Genomic DNA, 13,220 nt, shown 5'->3' on the forward strand with positions numbered 1-13,220 from the left:
CAAGGTCGGCACCTACCAGGGTGTGTCAGGTAGAGGCGCTGCGGATCGCCTCGGGCAGCGGCGCGCTCTTGCCGGTCTGGGTATCCATCCAGACCACCACCACGTTGCCGTCGGAATACAGCTTCGACGCGTCCTGCTGGTCGACGATGCGGTGGCCGATGGTCACGCTGCTGTTGCCCAGGCGCTCGACGAACAGCTCGACCAGGATGTCGTTGGGCCACACGATCGGCAGCCGGTAATTGACGTTGGTCGCGGCCACCACCGGTGCGATGCGGTCGGTCATCGACACGCCGTCCACGCCGAGCATCCAGCGCACGCGCGCCTCCTCCAGGTAGGAAATGTACTTGGCGTTGTTGACGTGGCCCATGCTGTCCATGTCGCGCCAGCGCACGCTGATCGGGATGCGGGCCAGGATCTTGTGTTCGCTGCTCATCAGGCGTCCTTCTTCTTGCTGGCAGTTGCGGTCTTGCTGGTCTTGCCGGTGCTCTTGGCGGCCACCGCCTTCTTCGCCACCTTGGCGGGCTTTTCAGGCTTCACCTTGCGCGGCGGGCGGGCGTCGGGCTTGTTGGCCACGGCGGCCGGCTGCTCCGGGCGTGCGCTGGTGGAAGGCAGCATGCGGGCCAGGAACTGGCCGGTGTAGGACTGCGGGCAGGCCGCCACGTCTTCCGGCGTGCCGGTGACCAGGATGGTGCCACCGCGATGGCCGCCTTCCGGGCCCAGGTCGACGATCCAGTCGGCGGTCTTGATCACGTCCAGGTTGTGCTCGATCACCACCACCGTGTTGCCCTCGTCGCGCAGCTTGTGCAGCACGCCCAGCAGCGCTTCGATGTCGTGGAAGTGCAGGCCGGTGGTCGGCTCGTCGAGGATGTACAGGGTGCGGCCGGTATCGCGGCGCGACAGCTCCTTGGACAGCTTCACGCGCTGTGCTTCACCACCGGACAGCGTGGTCGCGCTCTGGCCCAGCTTGATGTAGCTCAGGCCGACGTCGACCAGCGTTTCCAGCTTGCGTGCGATCGACGGCACCGGTTCGAACAGCTTCAGCGCATCCTCGACGGTCATTTCCAGCACGTCGTTGATGTTGAAGCCCTTGTACAGGATCTCCAGTGTCTCGCGGTTGTAGCGCTTGCCATGGCAGACGTCGCAGGGCACGTACACGTCCGGCAGGAAGTGCATCTCCACCTTGATCAGGCCGTCGCCCTGGCAGGCCTCGCAGCGGCCACCGCGCACGTTGAAGCTGAAGCGGCCCGGCGAGTAGCCACGTGCACGGGCTTCGGGCACCTGTGCGAACAGTTCGCGCAGGGGCGTGAACAGGCCGGTGTAGGTGGCCGGGTTCGAACGCGGGGTGCGTCCGATCGGCGACTGGTCGATGTCCACCACCTTGTCGAACAGGTCCAGGCCATCGATCTCCTTGTACGGGGCGACCGGGTGCGAGGAGCCATTGATCTCGTTGGCGGCCAGCGAGAACAGGGTGTCGTTGATCAGGGTCGACTTGCCGGAGCCGGACACGCCGGTCACGCAGGTCAGCAGGCCCGACGGAATCGCCAGGTCCACGCCCTTGAGGTTGTTGCCGCTGGCCCCGCGCAGGTGCAGGGTCATCTTCGGGTTCGGCTTGTGCCGGCGCGCCGGGATCTCGATCGCGCGCTTGCCCGACAGGTACTGGCCGGTCAGCGAGCGCGGTGCCTCCAGGATGTCCTGCAGCGTGCCCTGGCCGACGATCTCGCCGCCATGCACGCCCGCGCCCGGGCCGATGTCCAGCACGTAGTCGGCCAGGCGGATCGCGTCCTCGTCATGCTCGACCACGATCACCGTGTTGCCCAGGTCGCGCAGGCGGGTGAGGGTGCCGAGCAGGCGTTCGTTGTCGCGCTGGTGCAGGCCGATCGATGGTTCGTCGAGCACGTACATCACGCCGACCAGGCCGGCGCCGATCTGGCTGGCCAGGCGGATGCGCTGCGCCTCGCCACCGGACAGGGTGTCGGCCTTGCGCTCCAGGGTCAGGTAATCCAGGCCGACGTCGACCAGGAAGCCGAGGCGTTCGCCGATTTCCTTGACGATCTTCGCGGCGATCTCGCCACGCCAGCCGGGCAGGCTCAGTTCGCTGAAGAATTTCAGCGCCTCGTCGATCGGCAGCACCACCAGCTCCGGCAGCGGGCGGTCGGCCACGAACACGTTGCGTGCCGCCTTGTTCAGGCGCGCGCCATGGCATTCCGGGCACGGCTGTTCGCTGATGTACTTGGACAGCTCTTCGCGAACCGCCGGCGATTCGGTTTCCTTGTAGCGGCGCTCGAGGTTGGGAATGATGCCCTCGAAGCGGTGCTTGCGCTGGGTGCGGCCACCGGCTTCGGTGAAGTAGGTGAAAGTGATCGCCTCATCGCCGCTGCCGTACAGCACGGCCTGCTGCACGTTCTGCGGCAGCGAGTTCCATGCCGCGTCGACGTCGAACCGGTAGTGCTTGGCCAGCGAGGCGATCAGCTGGAAGTAATAGGCGTTGCGACGATCCCAGCCGCGCACCGCACCGGCGGCCAGCGACAATTCGGGATGCACCACCACGCGCGAAGGATCGAAGAACTCGGCCATGCCCAGGCCGTCGCAGCCGGGGCAGGCGCCCATCGGTGCGTTGAACGAGAACAGGCGCGGTTCCAGCTCCGGCAGGGAGTAATCGCAGACCGGGCAGGAGTACTTGGAGGAGAACAGCGTCGGCGAAGCGTCGGCACTGTCCAGGCTCTGCACCGAAGCCATGCCATCGCCCAGCTTCAGCGCGGTCTCGAAGCTCTCGGCCAGGCGCTGCTTGATGTCCTCGCGCGGGCGGAAGCGGTCGATCACCGCCTCGATGGTGTGTTTCTGGCGCAGCGCCAGCGGCGGCACCGCGTCGATTTCATGCAGTTCGCCATCCACGCGCACACGCACGAAACCCTGCGCGCGCAGCTGGTCGAACACCTGGGCATGCTCGCCCTTGCGGTCGCGGATGACCGGCGCCAGCAGCATGTAGCGCTGTTCCGGGTCCAGGGTCAGCACCTGGTCGACCATCTGGCTGACCGTCTGCGCCTCCAGCGGATAGCCGTGGTCCGGGCAGCGCGGGGTGCCGACGCGGGCGTACAGCAGGCGCAGGTAGTCGTAGATCTCGGTGATCGTGCCGACCGTGGAACGCGGGTTGTGCGAGGTCGACTTCTGCTCGATCGAGATCGCCGGGGACAGGCCCTCGATGTGGTCCAGGTCCGGTTTTTCCATCACGCTCAGGAACTGGCGCGCATAGGCCGACAGCGACTCGACGTAGCGGCGCTGGCCTTCTGCATAGATGGTGTCGAACGCCAGCGAGGACTTGCCCGAGCCGGACAGGCCGGTGATCACGATCAGCTTGTCGCGGGGCAGGTCGAGGTCGAGGTTCTTCAGGTTGTGCGTCCGCGCGCCGCGGATGCGGATGAAATCCATCGCCATGGGGGATCCGGTTGTGGGGGCGTTGGCTGGGTGCCGGGCCAGCAGGGAACGGCAATCGGTCAGCCTACCGAGGTGACCAGATGGGGGCAATGGGCCACAATGCCAGCCCGGTGTCTCATCGGGTGAGACAGGCCGTCAGGCAGGGGTCAGATCCCTCTTCACGGCGTGACAGGGGTTCTGGCGCTGTTCCGGTCCCGTCTCCTTCGGCGTTCAGGGGTTGACTTGACCCGCGCCCGCTGATCTGCGTACAATCCCGCTCCTGTCCGCCCTCGATGGCGGCAGCTCAGACCACAATAACTACAGAGGAAGGCCTGGTCATGTACGCAGTACTGGTCACCGGCGGTAAGCAATACCGCGTGGCGCAGGGCGAAAAGCTCCGCATTGAAAAGCTCGAAGTCGAAGTCGGCAGCGAGATCAAGTTTGACAACATCCTGATGCTGGGTGACAGCGACGGCGTGAAGCTGGGCGATGCGCTGAAGGGCGCTGCCGTCACCGCCAAGGTCCTGTCCCAGGGTCGTGCTGACAAGGTCCGGATCATCAAGTTCCGTCGCCGCAAGCACCACATGAAGCGTCAGGGTCACCGTCAGTACTACACCGAAATCGAGATCACCGGCATCGCCGGCTAAGCATCAGGAGAAGCAGTCATGGCACATAAAAAGGGCGTAGGCTCCTCGCGCAACGGTCGCGACTCCAACCCGAAGTACCTGGGCGTCAAGATCTTCGGCGGCCAGGCCATCGAAGCCGGCAACATCATCGTGCGTCAGCGCGGCACCCAGTTCCACCCGGGCACCGGCGTTGGCCTGGGCCGTGACCACACCCTGTTCGCCCTCGTGGACGGCAAGGTGGAGTTCTCGGTCAAGGGCGCCAAGAAGCGTCGCACCGTCAGCATCGTCTCGGCCGACGCCTGATCCAGGCATCGCCGGCACCCGTGCCCCGGCATGGGAGTGCTGCATGAAGAGCCCCGCTTCGGCGGGGCTTTTCGTTAGAGTTGAAGCAAGACCGGCTGGGCCGGGTTGCCGGCCCGCAGCCGGCATGACATTCAAGGCGGCGGCCAGCAGGCCGCGCCCATCGCAGGCATCGAAACAATGAAACTGGTAGACGAAGCAGAAATCGAAGTGTTCGCCGGCAACGGCGGCAACGGCTGCATTGGCTTCCGTCGCGAGAAGTTCATTCCGCTCGGCGGCCCGGACGGCGGCGACGGCGGTGCGGGCGGCAGCGTGTACATCCGCGCCGACGAAAACCTGAACACCCTGGTCGACTTCCGCCATGACCGCATCTTCAAGGCGCAGCGCGGCGAGAACGGCATGGGCCGCCAGGCCTATGGCAAGGGGGGCGAAGACCTGACCATCACCGTGCCGGTCGGCACCGTGATCATCAACGTTGCCACCGATGAGGTCATCGGCGACCTGACCCGGCACGGCGACCGCCTGCTGGTGGCCAAGGGCGGGCGCGGTGGCCTGGGCAACATGCACTTCAAGAGCTCGACCAACCGCTCGCCGCGCCAGGCGCTGCCGGGCGAGCCGGGCGAAGAGCGTACGCTGAAGCTGGAGCTGAAGCTGCTGGCCGATGTCGGCCTGCTGGGCTTCCCCAATGCCGGCAAGAGCACCCTGATCCGTGCCGTTTCGGCGGCAACGCCGAAGGTGGCCGATTACCCGTTCACCACGCTGTATCCGAACCTGGGCGTGGTGAAGGTGGAGAACCACCGCAGCTTCGTGATTGCCGACATTCCCGGCCTGATCGAAGGCGCGGCCGATGGCGCCGGTCTTGGTGCGCAGTTCCTGCGCCACCTGCAGCGCACCCGCCTGCTGCTGCACCTGGTCGACATCTCACCGATGGAAGGCGGCGTGGAAGGTATTTCGCCGGTGGAGCAGGTGCGTGCGATCGAGCGCGAGCTGGAAAAGCACGACCCGGAGCTGCTCAACAAGCCGCGCTGGCTGGTGCTGAACAAGGCCGACCTGATGTTCGAAGACGAGGCGCAGGCCGCGGCCGAGCAGATCGTCGCCGAGCTGGGCTGGAAGGAGCCGTGGTTCCTGGTTTCCGCGCTGGGGCGCGAAGGCACCTTCCCGATCATGAGCCGGATCATGGCCTTCTTCGATCGCCAGAAGGAAGAAGAACAGGAAGCCCGCGACGCGCAGTAACGTCGACGGCTGGCCGACTGGCGTTGGCAGAAACCCGGCTCCGGCCGGGTTTTTTGTTGGGTAGTGCCGGCCGCTGGCCGGCAATCCCGGTGAACCGCCGGCCAGCGGCCGGCACTACCGGTCGCGCGGGCCCGCTGGGATCGCCCGGATCGCAGGCAACAAAAAACCCGGCCGAGGCCGGGTTCTTGTCTGCTGCCGCGCCCCGAAGGGCAGGGCGGCAACGCCGGATCAGGCGGCCTTGAGGGCCTTGATGCGGTCGTTCAGGCGGCTCTTGTGGCGAGCAGCCTTGTTCTTGTGGATCAGGCCACGCGCGCTGAAGCGATCCAGGATCGGCTGGGCAACGGCGAAGGCGGCTTCAGCGCCGGCGGCATCGTTGGCGTCCAGCGCCTTGATCACTTTCTTGACAGCGGTGCGCAGCATCGAGCGCTGAGCCACGTTGCGCGCGTTGCGCACGACGGTCTGCTTGGCGCGCTTCTTGGCGGACTTGATATTGGCCACGGTGGTGGTTTCCTGAAAAAATCGGTGTTATGGGAACAGCAAGCTGGCTAGTATGATGGCCCGAGAAATGCACGTCAAGTCGATTGTCAAGAGGGACGCTGAGTGAGTTCACCGAAGATGTTGCGGGGCCTGCTGTCGTTCAGCAGCATGACCATGGTCTCGCGGGTGCTCGGACTTGTCCGTGACCAGGTGATCACCACCACGTTCGGCACCAATGCGGTTACCGATGCGTTCTGGGTTGCCTTCAGGATACCCAATTTCCTGCGCCGGCTGTTCGCCGAGGGGTCCTTCTCCACCGCCTTCGTGCCGGTGTTCACCGAAGTGAAGGAAACCCGCAGCCATGCTGAACTGCGCGAACTGATGGCCCGTACCGCCGGCACCCTGGGCGGGGTGCTGATGTTGGTGACCGCCCTGGCGCTGATCTTGGCACCCCAGCTGGCGGTGGCATTCTCAAGTGGCGCTGATACCGACCCGGTCAAGCAGACCCTGCTGGTCGACCTGTTCCGGCTGACCTTCCCGTTCCTGCTGTTCGTGTCTCTGACCGCGCTGGCCGGTGGTGCGCTGAACAGTTTCCAGCGCTTTGCGATGCCGGCGCTGACCCCGGTCATCCTCAACCTGTGCATGATCGCCGGCGCGCTGTGGCTGGCACCACGGCTGGGCGGCACGCCGGAAAAGCAGATCCTGGCGCTGGGCTGGGCGGTACTGGCCGCCGGCATCCTGCAGCTGCTGTTCCAGCTGCCCTCGCTGAAGGGCATCAACCTGCTGACCCTGCCGCGCTGGGGCTGGAACCATCCGGGGGTGCGCAAGGTGCTGACGCTGATGGTGCCGACGCTGTTCGGTTCGTCGGTGGCGCAGATCAATCTGCTGCTGGATACCCTCATCGCCGCCAAGCTGACCGACGGCTCGCAGTCCTGGCTGTCGCTGGCTGACCGCTTCCTGGAGCTGCCGCTGGGCGTGTTCGGCGTGGCCCTGGGCACGGTGATCCTGCCGGCGCTGGCCCGCCACCACGTCAGCACCGACCGCGAGGGCTTCTCGCGCTCGCTGGACTGGGGCCTGCGCATGACCCTGCTGATTTCCGTGCCGGCCATGCTGGGCCTGGTGCTGCTGGCCGAGCCCCTGATCGCCACGCTGTTCCAGTACCGCCAGTTCACCGCCTTCGATACCCGCATGACCGCCCTGTCGGTATACGGCCTGAGCTTCGGCCTGCCGGCGTTCGCGCTGCTGAAAGTGGTGCTGCCGGCGTTCTATGCGCGGCAGGACACCAAGACCCCGGTGCGTGCCGGCGTGGCCGCGCTGGTGGCCAACATGGTGTTCAACTTCGCGCTGCTGGCGGTGCTGTACCAGGTGATGGTGCCCGACGCGCTGAAGGCGCAGGGCGTGATGACGGCGATCGGCAAGCAGCCGGGCCTGCACCTGGCGCTGGGCATTGCCAGTGCGCTGTCCAGTTACCTGAACCTGGGCCTGCTCTGGTACTGGCTGGGCAAGACCGATGTCTACCAGCGCCGGCCGGGCTGGGGCAGCTATCTGGTGCGGCTGCTGGTGGCCTGCCTGGCCATGGTCGGCGTGCTGCTGGCCCTGCTGCACTGGGTCCCCGACTTCACCGGCATGGACAAATGGCACCGTATCGGCGGCCTGATGCTGCTGGTCGGCGGCGGCGGCCTGACCTACCTGCTGGCCATGCTGGCGATGGGCTTCCGCCCGCGCGACCTGCGCGGTCATTGATCGCGGCGTGTGGCGGCTATACTTCAGGGTTACACCATTGAAGCGGCGGCCCCGACCGGGCCGGAACGAGAGTTGATGAGCAGGCTGTTCAGAAGCGTCGAGGGCGGGGAGCTGTTCCCCAACGGAAGCGTGGTCTGTATCGGTGCATTCGACGGCCTCCACCTGGGCCATCGCGCACTGGTCCGCCACGCCGTTGCCCGCGCGCGCGCCTTGGGTGTGGCCGCAGTGGCCGTGGCATTCGAGCCGCTGCCGCGTGAGTTCTTTGCGCAGGGCACGCCACCGCCGCGGCTGACCCTGGCCCGCAGCAAGGTCGAGATCCTGCACGAGCTTGGCGTCGATGCGGTTGGCCTGCTGCGTTTCGACGCGGCGATGGCGGCGATGCCGGCCGAGGCCTTCGTGCGCCAGCTGCTGGTGCACCGGCTGGGGGCCCGCGAAGTGTGGATCGGTCCGGAGTTCTGCTTCGGCAACCGTCGGCGCGGCGACCTCGCCCTGCTGCAGCGGCTCGGCGCAGAGCTGGGTTTCAGTGCCGGCGAGATCGAAGCGGTCGACCTGCACGGCGAGCGCATTTCCAGTACGCGCATCCGCCAGCTGCTGAAGGACGGCGATTTCGCCCGCGCCAACGACCTGCTCGGCCGTCCGTACACGATCAGTGGGCGGGTGGTGCGCGGGCGCCAGCTCGGCCGTACGCTGGGTTTCCCCACCGCCAACCTGCGCTTCCCGAAGACCCCGGCGCTGTCGGGCATCTACGCGACCTGGGTGCACGGCGTGTTCGACCAGCCGTGGCCCTCGGTGTCCAGCTTCGGCACCCGGCCGACCGTGGACGGCGTGGAGCCGCTGCTGGAAGCCCACCTGTTCGATTTCCAGGGCGACCTGTACGGGCGCCACATCGACGTGGAGTTTGTCGCCAAGCTGCGCGACGAAGAGAAATTCAATGATCTGGCGGCACTGACCGACCAGATGCACCGCGACGCCGAACAGGCGCGCGCCCTCCTTTCCGAACATAGATTGCGAGCCACTGCGTGAGCCAGGACTACAAGACCACCCTGAACCTGCCAGCCACCGAATTCCCGATGCGCGGCGACCTGCCCAAGCGCGAGCCGGGCATTCTGGCGCGGTGGGAAGCGCAGGGGCTCTACCAGCAGCTGCGTGACAACGCCGCCGGCCGCCCGCTGTTCGTGCTCCACGACGGCCCGCCGTACGCCAACGGCCGCATCCACCTGGGCCATGCGGTCAACAAGATCCTGAAGGACATCATCGTCAAGTCGCGCTACCTGGCCGGCTTCGATGCGCCCTATGTGCCGGGCTGGGACTGCCATGGCCTGCCGATCGAGATCGCGGTCGAAAAGAAGTGGGGCAAGGTCGGCACCAAGCTCGACGCGGTTGAATTCCGGCAGAAGTGCCGCGAGTTCGCCGAAGAGCAGATCAACATCCAGCGCGTGGACTTCAAGCGCCTGGGCGTGACCGGCGATTGGGACAACCCGTACAAGACCCTGAGCTTCGACTTCGAAGCCAATGAGATCCGTGCGCTGGCCAAGGTCGTCGCCAACGGTCACCTGGTGCGTGGCGCCAAGCCGGTGTACTGGTGCTTCGACTGCGGTTCGGCGCTGGCCGAGGCGGAAATCGAGTACCAGGAAAAGGAATCGCCGGCGATCGACGTGGCCTACGCCGCGCGCGATGCGCAGGCCATCGGCCAGGCGTTCGGCGTGAGCGTGCCGGCCGACGTCGAAGTGGCCGTGCCGATCTGGACCACCACCCCGTGGACGCTGCCGGCCTCGCTGGCGGTGTCGCTGGGCGCGGAGATCAACTATGTGCTGGCCGAAGGCCCGGCGCACAACGGCAAGCGCCGTTGGCTGGTGCTGGCCGCCGCGCTGGCCGAGCGCGCGCTGCAGCGCTACGGCGTCGAGAGCGTGGTGCTGCACGGTGAAACCACCGGTGCGGCGCTGGAGAACCAGCTGCTGGCGCACCCGTTCTATCCGGAGCGCGACATCCCGCTGCTCAATGGCGACCACGTCTCCGACGAGGACGGTACCGGTGCGGTGCACACCGCCCCCGGCCATGGCCAGGAGGACTTCGTGGTCAGCCAGAAGTACGGCCTGCTGGACAAGTACAACGCCGGCCAGGTGACCCCGATCGACGGCCGTGGCGTGTACCTGGAATCGACCCCGCCGGCCGGTGACCTGGTGCTGGCTGGGCAGCACCTGTGGAAGGCGCAGGAAGCCATCGTCGGCGTGCTGCGCGACAACGGTTCGCTGCTGGCCTTCCACCCGATCCGCCACAGCTATCCGCACTGCTGGCGCCACAAGACGCCGGTGGTGTTCCGCGCCACCCCGCAGTGGTTCATCTCGATGGACAAGGCCAACCTGCGCAGCGATGCGCTGGCCGCGATCGACACCGTCGGCTGGTTCCCGACCTGGGGCAAGGCGCGCATCCAGAGCATGGTCGACGGTCGCCCGGACTGGACCATCTCGCGCCAGCGTACCTGGGGCGTGCCGATCGCACTGTTCACCCATCGCCAGACCGGCGAGATCCACCCGCGCTCGGTGGAGCTGATGCAGCAGGTTGCCGACCGCGTCGAAGCCGAGGGCATCGACGTGTGGTATTCGCTGGACGCTGCCGAACTGCTCGGCGCCGACGCGGCCGACTACGAGAAGGTCACCGACATCCTCGACGTCTGGTTCGATTCGGGCGTGACCCATGAAGGCGTGCTCGCCGCGCGTGGCTTCGGCAAGCCGGCCGACCTGTACCTGGAAGGGTCCGACCAGCACCGCGGCTGGTTCCAGTCCTCGCTGCTGACCGGCGTGGCGATCGACAAGCGCGCCCCGTACAAGCAGTGCCTGACCCACGGCTTCACCGTGGACGAGCACGGCCGCAAGATGTCCAAGTCGCTGGGCAACGGCATCGAGCCGCAGGACATCATGAACAAGCTGGGCGCGGACATCCTGCGCCTGTGGATCGCCTCGGCCGACTACAGCAACGAGATGTCGCTGTCGCAGGAGATCCTCAAGCGCAACGCCGACGCCTACCGTCGCCTGCGGAACACCGCACGCTTCCTGCTTGGCAACCTGGACGGCTTCGATCCGGCCCAGCACCTGCAACCGCTCGAGCAGATGGTCGCGCTGGACCGCTGGATCGTGCATCGCGCGTGGGAGCTTCAGGAGAAGATCAAGGCGGCCTACGACGGCTACAACATGGCCGAGATCGTGCAGCTGCTGCTGAACTTCTGCAGCGTGGACCTGGGCTCGCTGTACCTGGACGTGACCAAGGACCGCCTGTACACGATGCCGACCGATTCGCACGGTCGCCGTTCGGCCCAGAGCGCGATGTACCACATCGCCGAAGCGTTCACCCGCTGGGTGGCGCCGATCCTGACCTTCACCGCCGACGAGCTGTGGGGCTACCTGCCGGGCGAACGCGCCGGCCACGTGCTGTTCACCACCTGGTACGACGGCCTAGCGCCGCTGCCGGCCGATGCCCAGCTCAATGCCGCCGACTTCGACCAGCTGCTGGCCGTGCGCGAGCAGGTGGCCAAGGTGCTCGAGCCGATGCGCGCCAACGGCGCGATCGGTGCGGCGCTGGAAGCGGAGATCACCATCGCCGCCAGCGAAGAGCAGGCCGCACGCTGGCAGCCGCTGGCCGATGAACTGCGTTTCCTGTTCATCAGTGGCGACGTGCAGGTGCGCCCGGCGACCACCGACGAGGTGTTCGTCAGCGCCCAGCCGACCACCAAGGCCAAGTGCGTGCGCTGCTGGCACCACCGCGCCGACGTCGGCAGCAACGCCGACCATCCCGAGCTGTGCGGCCGTTGCGTGAGCAACGTGACCGGCGCCGGCGAAGTGCGGAGCTGGTTCTGATGGCCGCGCCCCGTCCGCATCCGAACGCCCTGGTCTGGCTGCTGCTGTCGGTGGCCATCATCGGCCTGGACCAGTGGTCCAAGGCCTGGGTGCTGTCGAGCCTGCCGGAGTTCCAGCCGGTGGTGGTCATCGACGGCTTCTGGAACTGGTACCGCACCTACAACACCGGCGCGGCATTCAGTTTCCTGAGCGACGCCGGTGGTTGGCAGAAGTACTTCTTCACCGCGCTGGCCATCGCCATCAGCGGGCTGATGGCCTGGTGGCTGCGCGGCACCGCCCGCGGCAACTGGAAGGCCGCGGTGCCGTATGCGCTGATCATCGGCGGCGCCATCGGCAACGTGATCGACCGCCAGGTGCACGGCCACGTGGTCGACTTCATCCAGTGGTACGTGGGCAGCTACACCTGGCCCTCGTTCAACATCGCCGACTCGGCCATCGTGGTGGGTGCCATCGGCATCGCCCTGTTTGGCCTGTTCGACGGCAAGTCCGCCAAAAAGGCGGATAATGCCAACCCGAAACCGTAAGCCGGCTGCCGCCGGGAGACTGAACTGATGGATGTGCTGCTCGCCAACCCGCGTGGTTTCTGTGCCGGTGTCGATCGTGCGATCGAGATCGTCAAGCGCGCGATCGAAACGCTGGGCGCGCCCATCTACGTCCGCCATGAAGTGGTGCACAACCGCTTCGTGGTCGACGACCTGAAGCAGCGCGGCGCGATCTTCGTCGAAGAGCTCGACGAGGTTCCGGACAACAACACGGTGATCTTCAGCGCGCATGGCGTGTCCCAGGCGGTGCGCCAGGAAGCCGAACGCCGTGGCCTGAAGGTGTTCGACGCCACCTGCCCGCTGGTGACCAAGGTCCACTTCGAGGTTGCCCGCCACTGCCGTGCCGGCCGTGACGTGGTGCTGATCGGCCACGCCGGTCATCCGGAAGTGGAGGGCACCATGGGCCAGTGGAACCGCGAAGCCGGGACCGGCCAGATCTACCTGGTCGAGGATGTCGAGCAGGTCGCCACGCTGCAGATCAACCAGCCGGACAACTTCGCCTACACCACCCAGACCACGCTGTCGGTGGATGACACGCGCGGCATCATCGACGCGCTGCGCGAGCGCTTCCCGGCGATGCAGGGCCCGAAGAACGACGACATCTGCTACGCCACGCAGAACCGCCAGGATGCTGTGCGCGACCTGGCCAAGCGCTGCGACCTGGTGCTGGTGGTCGGTTCGCCGAACAGCTCCAACTCGAACCGTCTGAGCGAGCTGGCCCGCCGTGAGGGCGTGGAGTCGTACCTGATCGACGGCGCGCACGAGATCGACCCGCGCTGGGTGGAAGGCAAGCAGCACATCGGCGTCACTGCCGGCGCCTCGGCGCCGCAGGTGCTGGTCGACGGCGTGCTGGCGCGCCTGGCCGAGCTGGGGGCCAGTGGCGTGTCCGAGCTGGATGGCGAACCGGAATCGATGGTGTTCGCGCTGCCGAAGGAACTGCGGCTGCGGTTGGTCGACTGACCGCGGAAGCGCCTCATCCACGCATGGCGTGGATCTACTGAAACTGCTCTGGTGGGTGCGAACCTGGGTTCGCACGC

11 protein-coding genes are annotated in these 13,220 nt (G+C 66.6%); 8 read left to right on the forward strand and 3 right to left on the reverse strand.

The genetic code is table 11. From position 1 onward, the window contains the following. Positions 1–25: 25 nt before the first annotated feature. Both AC5P9I_RS09385 and uvrA read right to left on the reverse strand, forming a co-directional pair. On the reverse strand, positions 26–433 hold the full coding sequence (locus AC5P9I_RS09385; RefSeq protein WP_032956469.1) for an acyl-CoA thioesterase: 408 nt from the start codon (positions 431–433) through the stop codon (positions 26–28). After that, positions 433–3,432, reverse strand: coding sequence for an excinuclease ABC subunit UvrA (gene uvrA, locus AC5P9I_RS09390; protein WP_049469058.1), 3,000 nt, complete (start codon positions 3,430–3,432; stop codon positions 433–435). Before uvrA ends, AC5P9I_RS09385 begins: the two co-directional genes overlap by 1 nt. Before the next feature lie 317 nt (positions 3,433–3,749). On the opposite strand from uvrA, the gene rplU reads away from it, so the two are divergent. From rplU to cgtA, 3 genes are all read left to right on the forward strand, one after another. Beyond that, positions 3,750–4,058 (forward strand): 50S ribosomal protein L21, encoded by a 309-nt coding sequence (gene rplU / locus AC5P9I_RS09395; RefSeq protein WP_005408557.1) that lies wholly within the window; start codon positions 3,750–3,752, stop codon positions 4,056–4,058. A gap of 18 nt (positions 4,059–4,076) precedes the next feature. Next, positions 4,077–4,340 carry a 50S ribosomal protein L27 gene (gene rpmA / locus AC5P9I_RS09400; RefSeq protein ID WP_005408558.1) on the forward strand — a complete coding sequence of 88 codons (264 nt, stop codon included), beginning with the start codon at positions 4,077–4,079 and terminating at the stop codon, positions 4,338–4,340. Positions 4,341–4,517: 177 nt separating this feature from the next. Next, positions 4,518–5,570, forward strand: coding sequence for an Obg family GTPase CgtA (gene cgtA / locus AC5P9I_RS09405; protein WP_049469069.1), 1,053 nt, complete (start codon positions 4,518–4,520; stop codon positions 5,568–5,570). Between the two features lie 228 nt (positions 5,571–5,798). On the opposite strand, the gene rpsT is transcribed toward cgtA, so the two are convergent. Then, positions 5,799–6,068: a 30S ribosomal protein S20 gene (gene rpsT, locus AC5P9I_RS09410; protein ID WP_005408560.1), complete on the reverse strand. Its 270-nt coding sequence runs from the start codon at positions 6,066–6,068 to the stop codon at positions 5,799–5,801. 117 nt (positions 6,069–6,185) lie between these two features. On the opposite strand from rpsT, the gene murJ reads away from it, so the two are divergent. The 5 genes from murJ to ispH all read left to right on the forward strand — a co-directional run bounded on the left by murJ (position 6,186) and on the right by ispH (position 13,143). Continuing rightward, the gene (gene murJ / locus AC5P9I_RS09415) at positions 6,186–7,790 is read left to right on the forward strand and encodes a murein biosynthesis integral membrane protein MurJ (RefSeq protein WP_049469062.1); all 1,605 of its coding nucleotides are present in this window, start codon (positions 6,186–6,188) and stop codon (positions 7,788–7,790) included. A gap of 75 nt (positions 7,791–7,865) precedes the next feature. Continuing rightward, positions 7,866–8,813, forward strand: coding sequence for a bifunctional riboflavin kinase/FAD synthetase (locus tag AC5P9I_RS09420; RefSeq protein WP_049469065.1), 948 nt, complete (start codon positions 7,866–7,868; stop codon positions 8,811–8,813). Then, positions 8,810–11,641, forward strand: a complete 2,832-nt coding sequence (gene ileS, locus AC5P9I_RS09425; RefSeq protein WP_088476375.1) for an isoleucine--tRNA ligase — start codon at positions 8,810–8,812, stop codon at positions 11,639–11,641. Before AC5P9I_RS09420 ends, ileS begins: the two co-directional genes overlap by 4 nt. Beyond that, the gene (gene lspA / locus AC5P9I_RS09430; RefSeq protein ID WP_014646377.1) at positions 11,641–12,165 is read left to right on the forward strand and encodes a signal peptidase II; all 525 of its coding nucleotides are present in this window, start codon (positions 11,641–11,643) and stop codon (positions 12,163–12,165) included. The genes ileS and lspA overlap by 1 nt, the downstream gene beginning before the upstream one ends. A 27-nt stretch (positions 12,166–12,192) precedes the next feature. Next, on the forward strand, positions 12,193–13,143 hold the full coding sequence (gene ispH / locus AC5P9I_RS09435; RefSeq protein WP_049466122.1) for a 4-hydroxy-3-methylbut-2-enyl diphosphate reductase: 951 nt from the start codon (positions 12,193–12,195) through the stop codon (positions 13,141–13,143). The last annotated feature ends 77 nt before the right edge of the window (positions 13,144–13,220 follow it).

Source organism: Stenotrophomonas sp. YJH_SMC_29, from assembly GCF_059371235.1.

What these genes read in the sequence shown, in the direction of transcription:
- AC5P9I_RS09385 (WP_032956469.1), bottom strand. Translation starts at nt 433, where the DNA reads ATGAGCAGCGAACACAAGATCCTGGCCCGCATCCCGATCAGCGTGCGC.
- uvrA (WP_049469058.1), bottom strand. Translation starts at nt 3,432, where the DNA reads ATGGCGATGGATTTCATCCGCATCCGCGGCGCGCGGACGCACAACCTG.
- rplU (WP_005408557.1), top strand. Translation starts at nt 3,750, where the DNA reads ATGTACGCAGTACTGGTCACCGGCGGTAAGCAATACCGCGTGGCGCAG.
- rpmA (WP_005408558.1), top strand. Translation starts at nt 4,077, where the DNA reads ATGGCACATAAAAAGGGCGTAGGCTCCTCGCGCAACGGTCGCGACTCC.
- cgtA (WP_049469069.1), top strand. Translation starts at nt 4,518, where the DNA reads ATGAAACTGGTAGACGAAGCAGAAATCGAAGTGTTCGCCGGCAACGGC.
- murJ (WP_049469062.1), top strand. Translation starts at nt 6,186, where the DNA reads ATGTTGCGGGGCCTGCTGTCGTTCAGCAGCATGACCATGGTCTCGCGG.
- AC5P9I_RS09420 (WP_049469065.1), top strand. Translation starts at nt 7,866, where the DNA reads ATGAGCAGGCTGTTCAGAAGCGTCGAGGGCGGGGAGCTGTTCCCCAAC.
- lspA (WP_014646377.1), top strand. Translation starts at nt 11,641, where the DNA reads ATGGCCGCGCCCCGTCCGCATCCGAACGCCCTGGTCTGGCTGCTGCTG.
- ispH (WP_049466122.1), top strand. Translation starts at nt 12,193, where the DNA reads ATGGATGTGCTGCTCGCCAACCCGCGTGGTTTCTGTGCCGGTGTCGAT.